Origin of the sequence: Paraburkholderia sp. Ac-20340 (genome assembly GCF_017104965.1) — a bacterium.
Lineage (GTDB): Bacteria > Pseudomonadota > Gammaproteobacteria > Burkholderiales > Burkholderiaceae > Paraburkholderia.
This window is the reverse complement of sequence record NZ_JAAGPR010000001.1, coordinates 264,440-283,819: the sequence shown is the minus strand read 5'-3', so window position 1 is coordinate 283,819 and position 19,380 is coordinate 264,440. Positions and strand designations below refer to the sequence as shown.

Below are 19,380 nucleotides of genomic sequence, written 5' to 3'. Positions count from 1 at the left end.
GCAGCGCTCACCGCCCTGCATGCCCCCGTGGCTTTTGCCGATCATCCGCTGCCTTTGGCGCTTTCGGGCGCGGCGTATCAGGTCGCGCGCGAAGCCTATGCCGCGTATGACGCGCACCGTTATGAAGAAAGTGCATCGCTGGCGAGCGAAGCCATACGCCAGCGGCCCGATGTGGCCGAGTTACGCGTGTTGCGCGCCAATGCACTGGCGGCGGGTGGACACCGCGATGAAGCACAGCGCGAATTGAGCGATGCGATCCGCGATCTTGGGCCGATGGAAGCGCTGGTCACGAGGCGCGCGCAGATCGCGGCGGCCGGTGCGGGCGGCGCGAGCGATCTGCCAGGCCGCGCCGGTGTAGAAGCACGCGCCGCTTATAACGCGTACGGACGCAAGGACTACAACGCCGCTATCGACGATGCGCAGAACGCTATTGCGCTCGCGCCCGATGTCGAACGGCTGCGCTATCTGCTGATCGATTCGCTTTCCGCAGCAGGTCGCGACGACGAGGCGTGGAGCGCCGCGCAGGACGCATCGGCACGTTTTGGCGAGACCGGAGAACTGCGTTCGCGGCTCGCATTTATTGGCGCAAAGCTCGCACCGCAAGTATCGATTGCCGCTTATGACGCGCGCCAGCGCGGCGATCTGGATGCCGCGCAAAAGCTGGCGCAACAAGCGGTGACTTACGCACCGGACCGAAGCGCATTCCGAATGCAACTGCTCGATGTGCTGTTCGCGCGTGGCGATCTGGCTGACGCAGAAACCGCTGCCAGCGCGGCGATTCAGCACGACCGCACGAATCCGCTCGCATGGACGTTACGCGGCTATGCCCGCGCGGCCCAGCATGAAAATGGCGCGGACGATGATTTTTCGCAAGCAATAACGCTTTCAGAAAATAGTTCGGATAACCAGGAAAGCGACGACGCGAAACGCGCCGCGCGCGATGCCCGCACCGCACGCGCCATCATCGCCGATGTACGGTTGGCGCAGCATCGGCCTCAAGATGCGCTAGACGTACTCGCACCGCTCGAAAAGGCCCATGACGATACCGACGCCGTCATTGCCCTGCGACGCCAGCGCGCCCAGCGCATGCTTGCGTCACACGCGCAACGTAACGTGGCGGACATCGACCCGCTCGCGCGCCCGATCTTCGATTGCCACGACGACCGCTTCGGCGCTGCGTGCGATCTCTACGCCGCCGACCCTGCATTCGCGGACGTTCGCGCCGCGCGCGAAGCCACGGCGCGAGGCGATCACGCCGCGGCCGTTGCTGCGCTGCGCGACGCTGTTGCCGCTACGCCCGACGATCCGCAGCATCGGCTGGAATTGATCGACGCACTGGTTGCGAACGGCGATTCTCGCGCCGCACGCGCTGCCGCCCGCGACGCGCTCGCCAACGGCGTAATCGACGGCATGGACCCGCTGCAGCTTGCGTACCTCGCGCAACGCGCAGGCGATACCCGGCGCGCCTACGCGGCGTTCGCCCAGGCCGATGCCCAAGGCGCGCTGCCCGCCTCCGCAACCGGCGACGCCGGTTACGCCGCCTTGCAGACGCACCATAACGCGCAGGGCGCCGCCTGGCTCGAACGCGCCATCGACCACGGCACGCAGGACGCCGACAACGCCACGCCGATGACCCCGCAAGCCCTCGCCGATGCCCGCAGCGCCCACGCCGATGCCACCCGCAACTGGGGCTTCAACGCCTCGCTCAACTATCGCGGCGGCGGCATCCAGAACGGCCTCGTCGCCAACCCGACGCCCGGTATCGCCAACAATTGGCAAGCGGGCACCGAAGCGTACTGGCGTCCATTTGGCAGCCTCGGCGAACGCGCCTTCGAACTCTATGCGCGCGGCTATGAAAACTTCGGCGTCAAAGGCGATTCGCCTTCGGGCGTGCAGACCTTGCAGGCAGCGCTGGGCGCGCGTGTGAAGCCCTTCACGTCCACCAACGCGATCTTCGCTTTCGAGCGCATCCTGCCGATCGGCTCCAGCGTGCGCGGCGACTGGCTCGCGCGCGCGGCGTGGTCGGACGGTTTCGGCACGACGTTGAGGCAGGACGTGCCGAGTTGGTGGACGGGCATCGCATATGGCGAAGTGGGCCACTATATCGAGCATCCTTCGACCTATGCGACGGCGAATGTACGGCTCGGGCGCACCTTCAGGCTCGATGCGATCGACCCGCGCCTCACGGTGTTCCCGCATCTGGTGGCGGGCGCGGATTACGATTCGGCGATCGACCATAGCGTGCCCGTGGGTATCGGCGCGGGCGTGGCGGCGCGCTTCTGGTTTCGCGGCGGCCCTTATGATGCGCCGCGCTCGTTCGTCGATGTCTCGGTGCAATATCGCGTGCGCGTGGCGGGCGACGATCGCGCGAAAGGTGTGTTCTTTGGCGCGACGTTCTCGTATTGATGACATCGGATGTAATTGGCGCGCTGCGCCCACGCGCCTACTCTTTGCCTGTCGCGCGGCTAAATCGGCCGCGCTCCACGGCAAGGAGCCATCATGTCCCGCTTTCCCCTCTATACAATCGACAACGCGCCCGCACAATCGCAACCCGTTTTGCAGCAACTCCAGCAGGCATTCGGCGTGATCCCGAATATCGCCGGAAAAATGGCGGCGTCGCCGGTGCTGATTAACGGCTTTATCGGCCTGTTCCAGCGCGTTCACGCCAGCAGTTTCAGCGAGACGCAGATCCAGGTGCTGCTGCTCACCAATGCGGTGACGAACGCAAGCGAATGGGCCGTCGCATTTCATAGCGCACTCGCCTTGCAACAAGGCCTCGATCATGCCGATGTCGATGCGATCCGCGCCGGCGGGGTGCCTCGCGACGCGCAAGACGCGGCACTTTCTACACTGGCACGCACGCTGATCGAAACGCGCGGACGGCTCGCCGAAATGGATCAGCAGCGCTTTATTGGCGCTGGATTTAGCGCTGAACAGATACTCGAAGTGATCGCAGTGGTGGCCGCTTCGACCATTACGAACTACACCGGCAGCGTCACGCAACCAGCGCTCGAAGCGCAATTCGAAGCGTTCGCGTGGCGGGCGAACGGCCGCTGAATTCGTTATAGTCGGAAGCCTCCACGAGGATTCATGGACATCACGATGAAAGACGCCGCTCGTCACAGTTCACGCGAAACCGGTCACGCTTTGGGCGTGCTGCTGCGCTACTGGCGCGACGCGCGCGGCGTCAGTCAACTTGATCTTTCGCTGCAGGCCGGCATTTCGCAGCGGCAGATCAGTTTTATCGAAAGCGGCCGCAGCGTGCCCGGCCGCGAAACCCTCCTCACACTCGCGCAGACACTCGATGTGCCGCTGCGCGAGCGCAATGCGCTGCTGCACGCAGCAGGCTATGCGCCGATGTATTCGGAAGCGCCGTGGAATGCGCAGGAAATGCAGGGCGTGATTCGCGCGTTGCAGCGCGTGGTGCGTCAGCATGAACCGTATCCGGCGATCGTGATGGATCGCTACTGGAATGTGTTGATGACCAATGAAGCGGCGCCGCGTTTCTTCGGGCAATTCATCGACATGCATGCGCGCACGGGGCCGCGCAATATGCTGCATCTGATGTTCGATCCACAGGGTATGCGGCCTTTCGTGCACGAATGGGAGAACGTGGCGCGCAGTCTGCTGCAACGTGTGCATCGCGAGGCAATTGGCCATGTGATCGATGGCGGCACGCAATCCTTGCTCGACGAACTGCTGGCGTATCCCGATGTCCCGCGCGACTGGCGTGCTTATCATGCGCCTGCGGAATCCACGTCCGCGCTGCCGGTTGTGCCTTTCGGCTTCGAACGCGACGGCAAGGTGTTGCGCTATTTCTCGATGGTGACGAGCGTGGGGACGCCCACGAGCGTGGCCGCGCAGGAGATCCGGCTGGAATGCATGTTTCCCGCCGACGATGAAACCGAGGCGTGGCATAGGCAGGCGTTCGGAGGCGAGGACGTATAAGTGCGGTAACGTCAAAGCCGCTCGACAGTGGGCCGCTGCGGGCTCGCATCCTCGTGAAAGAGATCATCGAGATACTGCATCAACTCATCGGCAGCGATGAAATCGGGAATCTCGAAGGCCGCGCGCCGGCGTTTGCCTTCCGTGCCGATCAGGTACGCCACCCACCCGCTTTCGCTTCTCACGATCGCCATCTGGCGGCCAAATACATCGAATCGATATTCTTCAGGCATCGCTCGCGCACTCCCATGCACGTGGATATCGTTAAACTCTCAGACAAGGCGTGCGCACCAGGAAAACCCTATTGCGCACGCCTTGCCCGTCAATGGCCAACGAAAACTTACTGCACCTGCGCCCGCAACGTCTTCGCCGCCGCCACCATATTCGTCAGTGCCGGAATCACCTCCTCCCACTGACGCGTCTTCAAACCGCAATCCGGATTCACCCACAGACGCTGCGCCGGAATACGCTCCGCCGCTTTCTGCATCAGCCGAACGATGTGATCCTGCCCAGGGATATTAGGCGAGTGAATGTCATACACGCCCGGCCCGATTTCATTCGGATAATTGAAGTGATCGAATGCGTCGAGCAATTCCATATCCGACCGCGAAGTCTCGATGGTAATAACATCCGCATCCATATCGGCAATCGACGCAATGATGTCGTTGAATTCCGAATAGCACATATGCGTGTGGATCTGCGTTTCGTCCTGCACGCCGTTGGCCGTGATGCGGAACGATTCGACCGCCCAACGCAAATACTCATTCCATTGTGCGCGACGCAGCGGCAGACCTTCGCGCAACGCGGCTTCGTCGATCTGGATCACGCGCACGCCCGCCTTTTCGAGGTCGAGTACTTCTGCGCGAATCGCCAATGCCAGTTGGTAGCACGACACCGAACGCGGCTGGTCGTCGCGCACGAACGACCAGTTAAGGATCGTCACGGGGCCCGTGAGCATGCCTTTCATCGGCTTGTTCGTGAGCGATTGCGCGTAGGTGATCCACTCGACCGTCATCGCCTTCGGGCGGCTGATATCGCCGAACAAAATGGGCGGCTTCACGCAGCGCGAACCGTAGGACTGCACCCAGCCGAACTGGCTGAACGCATAACCATCGAGTTGCTCGCCGAAGTATTCGACCATATCGTTACGCTCGGCTTCACCATGCACGAGCACGTCGAGTTCCAGTGCCTCCTGCTCGCGCACGCTGCGCTCGATCTCCTTGCGCATCGCGGCCTGATATCCGGCTTGATCCAGCGCGCCAGCCTTGAAATGACTCCGCGCCTGGCGGATTTCGGCGGTCTGAGGAAACGAGCCGATTGTAGTAGTGGGATACGCAGGCAGGTTGAGAATCGCTGCCTGCTTCGGCGCACGAATTACATAGTCATGCTTACGATTTCCGAGTTTGGCGTCGATGCTCGCAAGCGCAGATTTCACAGCAGGATTATTCACGCGTGGCGAATTGCGACGCGTAGCAATGGCAGCAGCGTTGGCTTCGAGTTCCGCAGCAACCTTCTCGCGGCCGTGATTCAAGGCAATGGCCAGCACCTTCACTTCATCGAGCTTTTGCAGCGCAAATGCAAGCCATGAGCGGATTTCAGCATCGAGCTTCTGTTCGCTGGCGAGATCGACGGGCACATGCAGCAGCGAACACGACGGCGCAATCCACAGACGATCGCCAAGTTGCCGTGCAAGCGGCTCCAGCCATTCGAGCGCCGCATTCAAATCCGTCTTCCAGATATTGCGGCCATTGATCGCGCCCACCGACAGCACGCTTTGCGCAGGTAACTTTTGCGCGGCCAGCGCGACTTCTTCGCGGGCGTTGATCGCGTCGATATGCAGGCCATTAACCGGCAGTTCGACAGCCAGATCGAGATTGCCCTGCAATTGCCCGAAATACGTGGCCAGCAGCAGCTTGACCTCACGCGTCTTGAGCGCATCGTAGGCCGTCACGAAGGCCTGCTGCCACGCATCGTCGAGTTCGGTCACGAGCACCGGTTCGTCGATCTGCACCCACTCCACGCCCTGCTTCGCCAGCGCGTCGAGCAGCGCGGCGTAAGCAGGCAGAATGCGCGGCAGCAGCGCCAGCTTGTCCGAATCGTCCTTCGCCTTGCCGAGCCATAGATACGTGACCGGTCCCACAATCACCGGCTTGGCGTTCACGCCTTGCGCGCGAGCTTCGGCAAGCTGTTCGACCAGACGCGACGCATCCAGCGTGAAGTGCGTATCGGCCGTAAATTCAGGCACGATGTAGTGATAGTTCGTGTCGAACCACTTCGTCATTTCACCGGCGGCAACGCCACCGCAGCATCCTGCGTGGGCTTGCGCACCTGTCGCCGAGCGGCCGCGCGCCACGCGAAAGGCATTGTCGAGCGCATCGCCATGAAAGTCCTGCACACGCGCGGGCAGGTTGCCGAGCGTAAAACTCATATCGAGCACCTGGTCGTAGAACGCAAAATCGCCGACAGGCGCGAGGTCGAGTTCGCGCTGATCGCTCCAGTGACGCGCACGCAGTTGCGCGCCGAGCGCCTTGAGTTCGTCGCGCGACGATTCCCCCTTCCAGTAGCGTTCGAGGCCGAACTTGAGTTCGCGTTTCGCGCCGATGCGCGGGAAGCCGAGATTATGTGTCGTGACCATGCCGGGTGCCATTCAATAAAGGTTGCGAGGAACAAAAGCTGTGAATGGCAGCGATCATAGAGACAGACGCATATGAAGAAAAATGGTCTTATTTCATTGATTCATTAGATTCCTTCATGTTCATGGAATCCCTGGAGGCGATGAGCTTGCGTCCGGATTTTTGTCGGGTTATCACTTTGGTCCCTTCACTACCCGGATCATCATGCGTATTCAGGACATCGTCGATTACTCGCAGCCCGCCAAAGAAACGCTCGAATGGGAGCCGAAACCCGAAGCCGTTATCTCGGGTGTGCCGCGCCAGGCTGCCCATATGCACTTCACGAGCGCCTGCGGCCAGCTCTCCACTGGGATCTGGGAAAGCGAGTGCGGTCAATGGACCGTGAATTTCACGGAAAACGAGTACTGCGAGATTCTTGAAGGCGTTTCGATTCTGCGCGACGAATCCGGCGAACAGCGTACCGTGCGCGCCGGCGATCGCTTTCTGATTCCGGCTGGCTTCAAGGGCACGTGGGAAGTGGTCGAACGCTGCCGCAAAGTGTTTGTTTCGGTTGAATTCAAGGCCTGAAGCACAGCGCGTAGAAAGCAAATAGCCCTGCGGCCAGTCATGGCCCAGGGCTTTTCGGCGTGCCATCTGACGTCGATCGATTTCAATCCACCGGAATCCATCCCGCCGTTGCTGCGGTGCTCACGCGAAATGCCGGAAACTTCGCGCCCAGCTCCGCAATGGTGTGAATGTCGTTCTTCACAAGGTCGTCGCGCGTCACCAGCGTGGGCTTTACGGTGATGTGATGATCGAGCGGTTGCCCCGCCACTTCCAGCGCCGCTGCACGTACCGATACTGCGCCCACGACCGCCGGATTCGTCGCCGCGGTGGCGACCCATGCGCTGTTCGGCGCGCGAATCGCCTCGATATCGGCTGTCGAAATATCGGCGCTATAGATGCGCAGCTTGCCCGAGAGATTCGCTTCGCCCGCCGCCAGGCTCGCGCCACGCGCGAATTCGTCATACGGTGCGATCACCACGCGGATATCCGGGTGCGCGCGATACGCGGCCGATGCCTGATTCGCCACCGACTGCGCAATCGGGTTATCCACCGTGCCCCAACGCGCCTGCTCGTGCACCTTCGGATGCGCGCTCTTGAAGGCCTGCCAGACCGCGTCGCGGCGATCGAGCGGCGCGAACCCCGCCACATAGACATAGCCCGCCGAAAACGCTTCGCCGTTGTCCTTCACCGCCTGTTGCAGCAGCAGCGAGGCCAGATCGTGGTCGCTCTGCTCGATCTGCGGCACGCGCGGATTGGCGAGATCGACGTCGAAAGCCACGACCTTGATGCCCTTGTCGAGCGCCTGCTGCACGACATCCTTGAGCGATTCCGGCAAACCGTGATTCACGATGATCGCCGCGACACCCAGGTTGATTGCCTGCTGGATCTGGTCGCGCTGCTGCGCTGCATCCTGGCGGCCCTCGTAGATGCGCAAATCGATACCGAGCGCTTTCGCCTGTTTCTGCGCGCCCGCCTCGTAGGCCTGAAAAAAGTCGCCTTCGGACAGGTAATTGACGAGCGCGATCTTCACGCCGCCCTTGTCGAACGGCGCGGGTGCGCCTTTGAGTGCGCCCGCGTGGGCCACGCCCGCGCTCAACATGGCCGCTGCGCAGAGCGTGAGCGTGCCGATTGCGCGGGATAGCGCGCTGCGAGATGTCGTACCGTGCTTTGCCATGTTTATATTGCTCCTCTTGATATCGTCAGGATTCCCTGGTTTTCTATCGATGTGTGCTGCCGCGATGCCCAATGCTGAACGTGAATGCCAGTGCGACCACCAGCAGCGCGCCCTTGATGAAATCCTGCAGGTAATACGGCGCGTTGAGCATGGTCAGGCCGTTGAGCAGCACGCCCACAAAAACCGCGCCGATCACCGTGCCCGGCACGTTGGGCCGCTTTACGCCCCACACGGCGAACCCCACCAGCGCCGCCGCTACGGCATCGAGCAACAGCGAATGCCCTGCGCTCACGTCGCCGCGCCCCACGCGCGCCGCAATCAGCAGACCGCCCAATGACGCAATCGCGCCAGACACGACGTAAGCCGCCACGCGATAGCGCGCAGCCGGTGCGCCCGCCAGACGCGCGGCCGTTTCATTGCCGCCGATCGCATAGATCACGCGTCCCCAACGCGTGAGCGCCATGACGGCGGAAACCAGCACGGTCAGCACCAAAAGCACCAGCACCGGCGCAGGCACGACGTCGAACAGTCGCGCACGGCCGAGTGCAAGGAAGGCGGCCGGAAACGTACCGCTTGCTTCGTTGCCGTCGGGCAGGATCGTGCCTGTGGCGAGCGAACGCCCGCCCGTGGGAATCAGTTGCAGCCCCGCGAGCAGAAACAGCGTGCCGAGCGTCGCGAGTTGATCGGGCACATGCAGGCGCGTGATGAGCACGCCGTTGAACAGCCCCGCAGCAACGCCGAGTACGAGACAGGCCGCCGCGGCCTCCCACGCATTGCCGTGCCACACGACCAGTACATAGCTTGCGGCCATTTGCGCCGTCGCTGCCACGCTGCCCACCGAAAGATCGAAGCCGCCGGCCGCGAGCGTAATCGTCACGCCTATGCCGAGCAGCGCCACGATCGATACCGCTTGCAGAATACTGAAAAGGTTGTCGACGCTCACAAAGGCCGGTTCGCGCACGGCGAACAGGATGATCATCGCGGCGAGCACGGCCAGCAGGCTCAGGCGTTCGATCCAGGCAAGCGCGGCGCGGCGGCGCGAAGCCGTATCGGCATGGGCGGGTGCGAGGTCGTTGGCAAGCGTGGATGCGGCGGTTTTCACGGTAACGGGCCTCATACTTGATTCAGGATATCTAAGGATTGTTGATCGACGTATTCCACCGTGCCGCGATCGAAATGCACGATGCGGTCGGCGACCTCGTGCGCCTCTTCCAGATCGCTCACGAATACCAGCGTGGCGCGGCCCGCCGCGCGGCGGCGCAGATGCGCGGCGATATCGGCGCGCGCGCCTGCGTCGACGCCCTGAAACGGTTCGTCGAGCAGCAGCAGCCGTGCCGGTTCGGCATGCCAGCGCGCAAGCAACACCTTCTGCTGGTTGCCGCCCGAAAGACGCGCCACGCGGTCTTCGGGCCCGGTGCAGCGGATGCCGAACGTCTCGATGGCCTCGCGCGCAACCTCATGCTCGTGGGTGCGCCCAACCACGCCCGCGCGGCTCCAGCGCGGCAGAAATGGAAAGCCGATCGTGCCCGCCACGGAAGCGAACGGCACTGCATCGGGAAACAGCGAACTGCGCCAGCGGTCCTCGCCCGCCATGAAAACGCCCGCACGAATCGCATCGCGCGGCGTGCGCGGCCGCCACGGTTCGCCGTAGAGACGCATCGTGCCCGCGCTCGCTCGCGTAGCGCCGAAAATCGCCTGCGCCAGCCGTGTTTTGCCTGCGCCCACCGGCCCGACTACGGCGACGATTTCGCCGTCGCGCATGTCGAGATCGAAGGCATCGGTTTGCGGCCCCAGACGCAAGCCGCGCAATTCCAGCGCCGGTTTCGCCTCACGCGCGCCGCTTTGCTGCGCAGCGGTGCCCGATACCGGCAAACGCCTGCCGATCATCGTCTCCAGCGCAGCATCGAAATCGATTGGCGCGTCTTTCACGTCCTGCACGGCAACGATGCGGCCATCGCGCACGACCGCCACGCGCGAAGCCAGCCTGCGCAGATCGGCCAGCCGGTGCGAAACCAGCAGCACAGCCACGCCTTCTTCGCGCAGGCCATCGATCAAGGTGTACAAACGTTCGGCTTCGGCGGCGGAAAGACTGGCCGTAGGTTCGTCAAGGATCAGCAGACGCGGGCGCGTAGCCAGCGCGCGTGCCAGCACCACGCGCTGTTGCGACGCCAATGAGAGCGTGCCGAGTGGCGCGTCGAGATCGACGTCATCAAGGCCCACGCGTGCCGCCAGTTCGCGCGCCCGGGCAAGGCGGCGGGCGCGCGGCGTCCAGATCGCCGCCACGCCGCCGCAGAATTCGTCGAGCAGCAGGTTGTCCGCAATCGGCAGCGCAGGGACGACCACATCGGCGATCGATTGATGGACCGTGGCCACGCCTGCGCGTTTCGCGGCCAGCGGCGAACCCGGCGCATAGGCTTGCCCGTCGAGCGTCATCGCGCCTTCGTCGGCCGGCTGCACGCCGCTGACGATCTTCACAAGCGTGGATTTGCCCGCGCCATTGGCGCCCATCAGCGCGACGATTTCGCCCGCGTGGATCGTCAGATCGAGCCGCGCGAGCGCAACGGTCGCGCCGAAGCGCTTCGCGATCGAGCGGGCGGTAAAGACGGCGGCGGACATGAGACGGCGGCTCCACGATGAATGATGGCGTCCATCGTAGCGAGCCGATATCGTGCGCCCAACGAAGCGATGCTCATATCCATGCGCGTGCTTTTGCTAAAGCATCGAGTGCGGATATGACGCTATGCCAACGGCCCGATAAGGTTATGCGAAACGCTTGGTTCGATCCGCTGCGAGCCGTCCATAAAATCGGCACAAAGCCACTCGCGCTAGAAGTAATGAGTCAGCGCCGCGAATAACTTATTCAATCGACGATTACGACATCATGCAACACAGCAGACGCAAGTTTATCCGCCAGCTTTCCGCAAGCGCGCTCGGCGCCGCCACCGTTCCGGCATTCATCGCGAATGCGCAGGCCGCCGAATCGCGCACTTTGCGCATTGGTTATCAAAAGTTCAATACGCTGAATATTCTCAAGGGCACTGGCAGTCTTGAGCGCGCCTTGCAGCCGCTCGACTGGAACGTGCGCTGGGCGGAATTCGCGGCTGGGCCGCAACTGACTGAAGCGCTCAACGCCGGAGCACTCGATTTCGGCCACGCGGCCGATACGCCTTCGGCTTTCGCCAACGCTGCGGGTGTGAATGCGGTCTATCTGGGCGCGGAACAGCCTTATCCCAAGGGCATCGGCATTTTTGTGGCGGCCGATTCACCGATTCGCTCGATCCGCGAATTGAAGGGAAAGAAAGTGGCGATTGGGCGCGGCTGGAATGTGCAATATCTATTGGTGCGCGCGCTGCACGAAGCGGGGCTTGAATACAGCGATATCCAGCCCGTTTATTTAACGAGCGCGGCAGATGTGAGCGCGACATATCTTTCGGGCAATGTCGATGCCGCCGGGCTCTGGGACCCTTTTCTCGCCGGCCAGCAGCTTGCCACTTCGCCGCGCGTGCTGCGCGACGGCACGGGTCTGTCGAACAACCGCACCTTTCATCTGGCGCGGCCCGAATTCGTCAAGCAGAACCCGCAGGTGATCCGCGTGCTGTTTCAGGAACTGGCGAAAGCGAATGCGTGGACGCAGCATCATCCGCAGGACACCGCGAATCTGCTGGCGCCGCAATTAGGCGTGCGCCCCGATGTGCTCAAGCTCGCGACCGGACGGCGCAATTACACCACCGTCGCTGTCACGCCGGATATCGTCAAGGAGCAGCAGGATATCGTCGATACGTTTCACACGCTCGGGCTGGTGAAAGAGCGCGTGGATGTCGCGCGTTTCGTTTATCCCGAGGTGTTCGTTTAAACGCGGAAAACGCCGCTTTAGAAGCGGTAATCGAGCGCGGCGAATGTCGTCAGCTCGCGGCGGCGCTCGGTGATCGGGCTGCCGCCAGCATAGTGTTCCAGACGCCCCAGCGTGGCGTTGACCGAGCCGACCCAATGCTTCGAAAAATCGTGCGTGGCGTAGAACGTCATATGCACGTCGCGAATGCCTGAACCCGTGGCATATTGCGGCAATCCCGAGGCCGTGCTTTGCGCCGACGAAATCCCAAACAACGTGCGCGTGTACACCGCATTCGCCCACGTGAGACCAGGGCCGACTGAAAAGAGCCAGCCCTGCAGCGGCAATGACGCATAGAGATCGGCGCTGGCCGTCGTGCCTTGTCCATTGCCCGAAATGTCCTGATACACCGCCACCGCACCCGTAAAGGCCCAGACCGTGTAATCGCCGAAGATACGCAGTTTAGGGCCGTCGTCCACGTTGCCGAGGCCGCGCAGATGCGGATCATCCGATGCCGTGCGCGACTGGAAATCGAAGCTCAGCGATGCACCGAGGTGATAATTCTCCGAGGTCAGCACGTTGATGCCGAGCACGTCCGGCCCCTGCGAGAAAATGCGATCGCGGTACGAAATATCCAGCGCCGGGAACGGATAGACCTTCATATGGCGCGAGCCCGGATACTGCGGCGCGAAATACGCGCCGGGCCCGATAGCGATCTTCCACGGCGATTCGGCTGGCGTCGTGCTGCTATCGCTTTGCGACGATGCGTCGTCGGCGTAGGCTTGTTGCGTGAATGCGAGCACGGCCGCACACGCGAGCGCTTTAAATAGATTCGATAGCTTCACGCCTTCTTCCTTCCCACTGCCGCCAACTGGCGCAAACGACGCGCGAGCGCCTTCGACACCACCGGCTGGTTCTGCGCATCGCGCGCGCCGTGCGCCACTTCGCTCTCGCGCAGAAACAGGGTAGTTTCGCGCGCAACGATTTCGCGCTCGTTATCCGAGGTGATCATGTGATACGAATCGTCGAGCCAGACCGTGCGCAGGAAATTCGCGCCAATATGATCGATCACATAGCGCGGGTTACGCGGGCTGGAGGTTTCATCGTCGATGGCGTGAATCACGAGCGTATCGTTCTCGATCGCCGCGACGTCCTTGCGCGCCGCACGCGCGAGACGCAACGCCTGATGCAGCGCGGGCAGCGCGATCGTGGACGGCCCCACTTCGCTGAACGAATTGCGCTGCATGGCACGCGCGATCTTCTTGCGCAGCGCTTCGTTGCGCACGCCAAACGGCTCCGATTCGCGATAAAGATAGGTATGGCGCAACGGCGTGTAGTAAGCCCAGTCCAGCAGGAAGCGATACCAGGGAATCGCCCAGCCGTCATACGCGAGTGTCAGCGAAAGCAGCACCAGCGACTGCGCGCCCGGGCGCTCGCGAATCAGGCGCATCGCCAGCGCGCCACCAATCGACAGGCCGCAGATCGACACGCGCTCGTAACGCGCGGCCAGCGCGTCGAATTCGCGCGCGGCGGCCTCGACCCACTGTTCCATGGTCTTCTCTTTCGAGCCGGCGCTATAACCTTCGATCAGCGGTGCGCAAACGGTGAAGCCTTCGTTCTGCAGATAGCGCGCGAGGTAGCGCAATTCGATCGGCGAACTCGACAGCCCGTGCAACAGCAGCACGGCATGGCCGTCACCTTCGCTGAAAATGCCCGTCGGGCGCAGGGCGGCCGCTTCGCGCACGGCCGGTTCCATCTCGGCAGTCGCCATCTCAGTCCTCCGTGCGCAGGACGAGGAAATCGCCCGCATGCGTAGTGAAACGCTCGCAGTTACAGTTCGTCATCCTGAATTCGCGTTCATTCTGCGCGCGACGCAGACGCACGCGATGATGGCCCGGCCACAACGTATTGCTCAGACGCTGGATGTCCTCGGGATGCACGGCGTCGTATAGGGGCCCCGGCGCCACTTCCGTAGCGGCCGGCAGCGCCGCCGTGCTTTGCCCCACGCTCGCGCGCTGCGCGGCGTTGCGCTCGAGCGCCTTGATCATGATGAAACCTTCGTGGTGCTGCGCAAGATGGCGCAGCAGGCGATGCGTTTCGTCTTCGGCGCGGCGTGCCAGCGCGCGCTCGTTGTCGTGGCGCAGCAGCATTTCATAGCGCGATTGCGCCACCGAGGTAATCAGTTGCGCGCGAAACTGTTCGCGGCGCAGGCGCTCGATCAGCGTAATGACAAGCAGCGTGACCAGCGGATACGACACCAGCAGCACCGTGTCATGAAAATCGAGCACGGAAATATTGGCGTAAGGCGGCACGAACAGATAATCGGCGATACCGAGACCGAGGAACATGACGGTCAGCGCGGGCGCAAGTCCAAAGTAGTACTCGACCAGCGAGGCGGCGATACAGAACGCCGTGCCCGGCATCATCGGACCGAGCCACGGATGCAGCGCAATGCGCACGACGCTCGCAATCGCAAGCGCGGCGGCGGCATAGCACCAGCGGCGCGGGCCTCGGGGTGCCCAGAGTCGGGCATTACGGAGTTTCATGTTTATTCAGGGCCCCGTTCTTTTGGCGGGCCGATACGAGAAGTGCCAGGTGAGCGGCCAGCGCAGCGAATATCGCCGATGGCGCTCTTTGTAATCTGTGTAAGGAAGGAGCGGCGCAAGATGGCTGGCCAATGGCTGGCAGGTGCGGCGAGGTTCCTTCGCGGCCGCGTATATTACCACCGATTACAGGCACCATTGAAGCACTTTCCTTAAATTTTTCAATGAATTACGTGAGTTTTAGAAACACTTTGTGTGGGTCTGAAACACACATACAAGCACAAATAGAATCAAACACTTACAAGGGGGTTTTGGATCACCCATGTCTGTTGGAGCCCCTGCCCTCACCACCGCTCTATACTGTATGCATTCACAGTATTGGAGGGGAGCGTCATGGGACGGGCACACAGACATCGCGCGCCGCTGACTGCCGAAGAGCTGGCTCAGATCTATGACGAAAATCCGACGCCGGTCGTCCAGCGGTTGCTTTGGGAGATTCACAGGCTGCGTTCGTCGATCCAGCGCATCAGCCACGTGCGCGATGCGATCGGAACGAGTGTGGGTCGGGCGAATACGCCCGGTGGGGTATGGGATCTGTTCGAGCAGGAACTCAACGCCGAGCCTTGCCTGACCGATCCACTGACACCGAGGCAGATGGGGAAGTCTGCCCCGGACAGGGAAAGGTAAATCAGGTCGTGGGGGAGGCTTCGGGCAACATGGCCAGTGCAGCCTTCGCCGCTGCATAGCCATCGTTGAAGAGTCGCTGGCGCAGCTCGAGCGGCATCGCCCGATCAAGCGTAGACGCATAGCCTGTCTCGACGAACGCCATATGCGCACCCGCCGCCTGCCCGGCCGTCACGTGTGTCGACTCACAGGCGGATAGCATCAGGTCAATCAGCCGCATCGAGAACTGCACCGGCGAAAGCGACTGCTCCGGACGCAGGGGAAGATCCTGGCTGACGAGCTGCACGCCGAGCCGGGGCACCTCGTCGACTTTCAGACGGTCGACCGGGATGTTGTTGACCATCCCACCGTCCGCCAGCAGCGCCGCGCCCAACTTCACAGGCTCGAACACGAACGGGATCGACGTCGACGCGCGAACGGCTTGCGCGACCGCCGCACCCGGCGTCGTGGCGCGCGAGAACTCGAATGCCGCTTCGCTCGCTACGTCTGATGCCACTACCGTCAGCATCGTCGACAGGTCACCGAACGTACGGCCACCCGTATGATCCTGCAACCACGCGAGCAGGCGCGCGCCGTCACAGAAACCGCGCAGGCGGAGTGCCGCAAGCGGACTGAAGGACAGCATCCCTGACCAGTCAAACGTCAGCGAAAGCGTCTTCATATCCGAGAGTGACATCCCGCAAGCGGCAAGCGCCGCGACAATGCTGCCGCCGGAAGTTCCTGCGAGCTCGACGGGTTCAAAGCCGGCGTCCGCTACCGCCTGCAAGGCGCCGACGTGCGCCGGCACCTTGAACCCCGAGCCGCTTAGCGCGAGGCGCAGCGGCTTCATTGCGCGGGCGCCGCTGCAGTTGCGGCGCTTGCAGAGGTCGCCACAGCCGCCGCCGATGCTGCAGCGGCCGTCGATGCTGCTGCCGACGACGTCGTGCTCGACGTGGTTCCGTTCACCGCCAACCAGTTGGAAAGCGCGAGCGATGCAGCGCCAAGCGCGAGCCGGATCGTATTGGCCGTCGCAGTATCGATCGGCAACAGCGAGACCAACGCAATAGCGCTCGGAATCACCGTGTTGACAAGCCCCTGCACGTTCGTCGCGTCAAGTGACGCCACTGCCGCGCAGAGCTGCCCGTTATCGGTCGCAAGCAGCTTTAGATTCGCGTCCCCGGGAATGGAAGCGCTCAGGTTGAGCAGCACGGGCTGGACGACCGTGCACGCCTTTTCGACATTCGATTGCGCGAGCGCCGCAAGCGTCGCGACGTTCTGCTGCGCGGTGGTGGTACACGCAACCGTAGAGACGAGCGCGCAAATGCCAACGGCGAGCATCAAGGCTCGCTTGATTTTCATCATCATGGTGAGAACCTTCGGGAGAGGTGCCGCTGTCGCGGCGGGGGGAGAAATCAGAAACGCCAGTGCGCGCTTAGGCTGACCTTCGTGCCAGAGGCGCTTTTTTTCACTGCGAGGGTCACGCGCGTCGATGGAGGAATCTCGGCATACGCGATGCAGCAAGAAACTTCGTAGGTGGTCGGATTCACGGCCGGAAGCAGTTGCACATGCTCAATGGCCGAACAGCCAGCGATAAGCGCCGCCAGCAGAGCGCCGACGGCGCGCCTCACTGGATCGTGGGCGGAGTTACGTTGCTCGAGGCAATGGCTTGCGACGCGGGCGGCGGCGGCATGGGAGCGCCATCAGCAACAGTGGGCGTATAGCCCGCGCGCGGCGCCGGCGGAACTGCATCGATCGCAGGCGATGCGCCACTCTCAGAGATTGCTGCGGACTTCGCGGTTTGATGCGTGGCCATCCAGCTGAGAGCCGCGCCGAGCGCCAGCACATATTCGCGTGCGTCAGCCTTGCCGAGGAGCACGAGTGCCCCCCATGCGGCAAAGATAAGCATCGCGCCAACGAAAAACAGAACGACATTCATGGATACCCCGTTGTGGTTAAAGGTGCCGCGCGAAGCGGCGGAAGGCCTCATGCGTCGAGCTGCGTGAGGGAATGCGCGTTGATGATCGAAATAATTTTTGAGGCGTAAGTCGGGTCGGTCGCATAGCCAGCGGCAGCGACTGCCTGGGCGAATGCGGCGCCATTCGTGCACGAGAACGCTGCGGCGTACCGCGGATTGACGATCAGGAAGCTGGCGTGATCCTTCAGGCTTCCGAGCCAGTCCGCGTAGACGCGCCAGCGCGCCGGCACCGTAATGCGTTGCCCGGCAACAAATTCATAGGTCGGAAGCACAACGACAGGCCCCTTCCAGCTCGAATCGGCTTTCACGCCGAAGAGATTGAAATAGCGTTGTGCGAGCTGCGAAGTGGCCCACCCTGATTCGAGCGCGGCCTGAGCGGTCGTGAAACTGGCCGGGATCTTTGTGGTGAGCGCGAGCGCGCGCGCCGCCGGCGCGATCGCCGCGATAAATGCGTTGGGGGTCATGGAGTACTCGACAAATGACGCGGCGCGCGATCGCCGTTATTGGCGACCACGCGGCGTGGTGAGGAAGAAGGCAGAGGCAGCGCGCGAACGGCGCTCTCTTTCAGTGACTGTTACCGATCCAGGGTTTGGCGGGGAGCGCTGGCCGCGTGGCCGTGTCCAGCTTCTTGCTGACGGCCTGTGCCGTGCTTGCAGCTTCGTCCGCCTTCGTCGCCGCGACAGCGACCTTTCGTTCAACCTGCGCGCTTGTCTGCTGCGCGGCAGTTGCTGCCTGCGCGGCTTGCCTCGCTTGCTGAAGCACGGCCGTCGTTCGCTGGTCACTGATGCGCGCACGATCGCCGAGAAAGCGCAGCGTGTACTCGGCGACGTCGTGCGTGTCTTTGATGAGTGGACGAATGTCCGCGAGGTCCTGCGCGCTGCGCTGGTTGAGCTGCGTCAGGTCGTCAATGCGCCCTTTGAACTCGCGCTCACATGCCGCGCGCTCTTCCGCGCGAACGGTCGGAAAGCGATTCACGAGTTGCATGCGCTCGCCCTGGTTGATCCAGTTCATGACGCCGGCGCCCGCCGCCATCGCGAGCAACACGACGAGTGCCGAAAGCACGAAAACGTCGATCCGAAACCACAGGGCTTTCAATCGCTGACTGTTCGTCATGCTTTGTCCGTCGCGCGACGGCCTCCGAGTTCGGCCTGCAGTTCCACGATGCGTCGATCCTTCTCGGCAAGGCTCACCATGAGCGCCTCGATCTTCAAACGGTCCTGCAACCGGTCTTCGGCGGCCTGCTGAACCATCTTTCTGTACTTGGCCTCAGCGACTGCCAGCAGACGCCTATAGCGCGTCTCGCGCGCTATAGCCTTGTGATACTGCGACTCCCATTCTTTCGATGCCCGGGCAAGGCTCTCGAGCGATGCGGCCTCAATCTCATCGCGACGGATATCCAACTTGTCGCTCGACTCGGCTTTCCGCGTATTCGACAGCTCCTTTCTGGCACGCATCCAACCGGCCGAGAGTGTGCCGGCGAGTACGGCAAGAGAGGCCGAAATCCCGGAAAGGAGCTTCACGAGGCTCAAATCGTCACCGGTGGTCGGCATAGGCGTGGTCTGTTCGCGAAGGGTTGTTGAAACGAAAACGCCGCCCGAAGGCGGCGTGTTGTTGTTCTTGACACATGTACCTTTTAGGTACATTGTGGAAGCTTGGGCTACGCACTCCGCGGTGCCCGACTCTCCGAAAGGAATGACCGTGAATCTGATCCTTCGCGCGCTCTCGCGCATTGCGTTTTTTCGTCCCTATGAACCCATCCTACGTGCCACCGACGCCCGAAGACCTGCTACGGCTCGCAGACGAGCTGGGCAATACGCGCACGCAAATGGCCGCGCTAGCTCACGTTTCAACCGGTCGCCAGTGGGCAAAGTACACGTGGGGCGACAAGACGCCAGAGGCGGATCGGCGCGATCTGGGCTTCGACAAAGCGTTCCTGATTGCGGCACGCCTCGAACTCATGAAAGGGCCCATCAAGAACATCGAGCAGATTCACGAACGGATGCGCAGCTTCGGATGCTTCGTCGGCCCGGATGTCGATGGAGAGCCGCAGCTGTAGCAACCGCGATCGGCTG

Annotated in this window: 21 protein-coding genes; 7 read left to right on the top strand and 14 right to left on the bottom strand. The window is 62.5% G+C overall.

Features of this window, described 5'->3' with window-relative positions; genetic code table 11:
* Nucleotides 1-27 precede the first annotated feature (27 nt).
* The 3 genes from G3N59_RS01490 to G3N59_RS01480 all read left to right on the top strand — a co-directional run bounded on the left by G3N59_RS01490 (nt 28) and on the right by G3N59_RS01480 (nt 3,948).
* Nucleotides 28-2,406 carry a tetratricopeptide repeat protein gene (locus G3N59_RS01490; protein ID WP_346777835.1) on the top strand — a complete coding sequence of 793 codons (2,379 nt, stop codon included), beginning with the start codon at nt 28-30 and terminating at the stop codon, nt 2,404-2,406.
* Nucleotides 2,407-2,499: 93 nt separating this feature from the next.
* Nucleotides 2,500-3,057: a carboxymuconolactone decarboxylase family protein gene (locus G3N59_RS01485; RefSeq protein ID WP_205980699.1), complete on the top strand. Its 558-nt coding sequence runs from the start codon at nt 2,500-2,502 to the stop codon at nt 3,055-3,057.
* A gap of 33 nt (nt 3,058-3,090) precedes the next feature.
* The gene (locus G3N59_RS01480; protein WP_205980698.1) at nt 3,091-3,948 is read left to right on the top strand and encodes a helix-turn-helix transcriptional regulator; all 858 of its coding nucleotides are present in this window, start codon (nt 3,091-3,093) and stop codon (nt 3,946-3,948) included.
* Nucleotides 3,949-3,959: 11 nt separating this feature from the next.
* Here G3N59_RS01480 and G3N59_RS01475 read toward each other — a convergent pair whose 3' ends face one another.
* Complete coding sequence (locus tag G3N59_RS01475) at nt 3,960-4,178, bottom strand: hypothetical protein (protein ID WP_205980697.1); 219 nt, start codon at nt 4,176-4,178, stop codon at nt 3,960-3,962.
* Nucleotides 4,179-4,285: 107 nt separating this feature from the next.
* Nucleotides 4,286-6,580: a 5-methyltetrahydropteroyltriglutamate--homocysteine S-methyltransferase gene (gene metE, locus G3N59_RS01470; protein WP_205980696.1), complete on the bottom strand. Its 2,295-nt coding sequence runs from the start codon at nt 6,578-6,580 to the stop codon at nt 4,286-4,288.
* 202 nt (nt 6,581-6,782) lie between these two features.
* Between metE and G3N59_RS01465 the strand changes: the two genes are divergently transcribed.
* A complete protein-coding gene (locus tag G3N59_RS01465) occupies nt 6,783-7,145 on the top strand; it encodes a cupin domain-containing protein (RefSeq protein WP_205980695.1) in 363 nt (120 codons plus the stop codon).
* Between the two features lie 82 nt (nt 7,146-7,227).
* Here G3N59_RS01465 and G3N59_RS01460 read toward each other — a convergent pair whose 3' ends face one another.
* The 3 genes from G3N59_RS01460 to G3N59_RS01450 form a co-directional block, all read right to left on the bottom strand.
* Nucleotides 7,228-8,223 (bottom strand): substrate-binding domain-containing protein, encoded by a 996-nt coding sequence (locus G3N59_RS01460; RefSeq protein WP_241023143.1) that lies wholly within the window; start codon nt 8,221-8,223, stop codon nt 7,228-7,230.
* A gap of 118 nt (nt 8,224-8,341) precedes the next feature.
* On the bottom strand, nt 8,342-9,277 hold the full coding sequence (locus G3N59_RS01455; RefSeq protein WP_241023142.1) for an ABC transporter permease: 936 nt from the start codon (nt 9,275-9,277) through the stop codon (nt 8,342-8,344).
* A 134-nt stretch (nt 9,278-9,411) separates the two neighbouring features.
* A complete protein-coding gene (locus tag G3N59_RS01450; RefSeq protein ID WP_205980692.1) occupies nt 9,412-10,914 on the bottom strand; it encodes a sugar ABC transporter ATP-binding protein in 1,503 nt (500 codons plus the stop codon).
* A gap of 265 nt (nt 10,915-11,179) precedes the next feature.
* Here G3N59_RS01450 and G3N59_RS01445 point away from each other — a divergent pair, with 265 nt between their 5' ends.
* Complete coding sequence (locus G3N59_RS01445; protein WP_205980691.1) at nt 11,180-12,151, top strand: aliphatic sulfonate ABC transporter substrate-binding protein; 972 nt, start codon at nt 11,180-11,182, stop codon at nt 12,149-12,151.
* Between the two features lie 17 nt (nt 12,152-12,168).
* Here G3N59_RS01445 and G3N59_RS01440 read toward each other — a convergent pair whose 3' ends face one another.
* From G3N59_RS01440 to G3N59_RS01430, 3 genes are read right to left on the bottom strand one after another with little or no spacing between them, the layout of a single operon-like run.
* A complete protein-coding gene (locus tag G3N59_RS01440; protein WP_205981059.1) occupies nt 12,169-12,930 on the bottom strand; it encodes a MipA/OmpV family protein in 762 nt (253 codons plus the stop codon).
* A 38-nt stretch (nt 12,931-12,968) separates the two neighbouring features.
* Nucleotides 12,969-13,898: an alpha/beta fold hydrolase gene (locus tag G3N59_RS01435; protein ID WP_241023113.1), complete on the bottom strand. Its 930-nt coding sequence runs from the start codon at nt 13,896-13,898 to the stop codon at nt 12,969-12,971.
* 1 nt (nt 13,899) lies between these two features.
* The gene (locus G3N59_RS01430) at nt 13,900-14,673 is read right to left on the bottom strand and encodes a DUF4118 domain-containing protein (RefSeq protein ID WP_205980690.1); all 774 of its coding nucleotides are present in this window, start codon (nt 14,671-14,673) and stop codon (nt 13,900-13,902) included.
* Between the two features lie 390 nt (nt 14,674-15,063).
* Here G3N59_RS01430 and G3N59_RS01425 point away from each other — a divergent pair, with 390 nt between their 5' ends.
* The gene (locus G3N59_RS01425; RefSeq protein WP_205980689.1) at nt 15,064-15,357 is read left to right on the top strand and encodes a hypothetical protein; all 294 of its coding nucleotides are present in this window, start codon (nt 15,064-15,066) and stop codon (nt 15,355-15,357) included.
* Between the two features lies 1 nt (nt 15,358).
* Here the strand turns inward: G3N59_RS01425 and G3N59_RS01420 are convergent, their stop codons facing one another.
* The 6 genes from G3N59_RS01420 to G3N59_RS01395 all read right to left on the bottom strand — a co-directional run bounded on the left by G3N59_RS01420 (nt 15,359) and on the right by G3N59_RS01395 (nt 18,858).
* Nucleotides 15,359-16,183: a patatin-like phospholipase family protein gene (locus G3N59_RS01420; RefSeq protein ID WP_205980688.1), complete on the bottom strand. Its 825-nt coding sequence runs from the start codon at nt 16,181-16,183 to the stop codon at nt 15,359-15,361.
* A complete protein-coding gene (locus tag G3N59_RS01415) occupies nt 16,180-16,698 on the bottom strand; it encodes a hypothetical protein (protein WP_205980687.1) in 519 nt (172 codons plus the stop codon). The genes G3N59_RS01420 and G3N59_RS01415 overlap by 4 nt, the downstream gene beginning before the upstream one ends.
* A gap of 259 nt (nt 16,699-16,957) precedes the next feature.
* Nucleotides 16,958-17,269: a hypothetical protein gene (locus tag G3N59_RS01410; RefSeq protein WP_205980686.1), complete on the bottom strand. Its 312-nt coding sequence runs from the start codon at nt 17,267-17,269 to the stop codon at nt 16,958-16,960.
* A gap of 47 nt (nt 17,270-17,316) precedes the next feature.
* A complete protein-coding gene (locus tag G3N59_RS01405; protein WP_205980685.1) occupies nt 17,317-17,772 on the bottom strand; it encodes a glucosaminidase domain-containing protein in 456 nt (151 codons plus the stop codon).
* 100 nt (nt 17,773-17,872) lie between these two features.
* Nucleotides 17,873-18,421: a hypothetical protein gene (locus G3N59_RS01400; RefSeq protein ID WP_205980684.1), complete on the bottom strand. Its 549-nt coding sequence runs from the start codon at nt 18,419-18,421 to the stop codon at nt 17,873-17,875.
* Nucleotides 18,418-18,858 carry a hypothetical protein gene (locus G3N59_RS01395; protein WP_205980683.1) on the bottom strand — a complete coding sequence of 147 codons (441 nt, stop codon included), beginning with the start codon at nt 18,856-18,858 and terminating at the stop codon, nt 18,418-18,420. The genes G3N59_RS01400 and G3N59_RS01395 overlap by 4 nt, the downstream gene beginning before the upstream one ends.
* Nucleotides 18,859-19,055: 197 nt before the next feature.
* Here G3N59_RS01395 and G3N59_RS01390 point away from each other — a divergent pair, with 197 nt between their 5' ends.
* Nucleotides 19,056-19,364 carry an XRE family transcriptional regulator gene (locus G3N59_RS01390; RefSeq protein WP_205980682.1) on the top strand — a complete coding sequence of 103 codons (309 nt, stop codon included), beginning with the start codon at nt 19,056-19,058 and terminating at the stop codon, nt 19,362-19,364.
* The last annotated feature ends 16 nt before the right edge of the window (nt 19,365-19,380 follow it).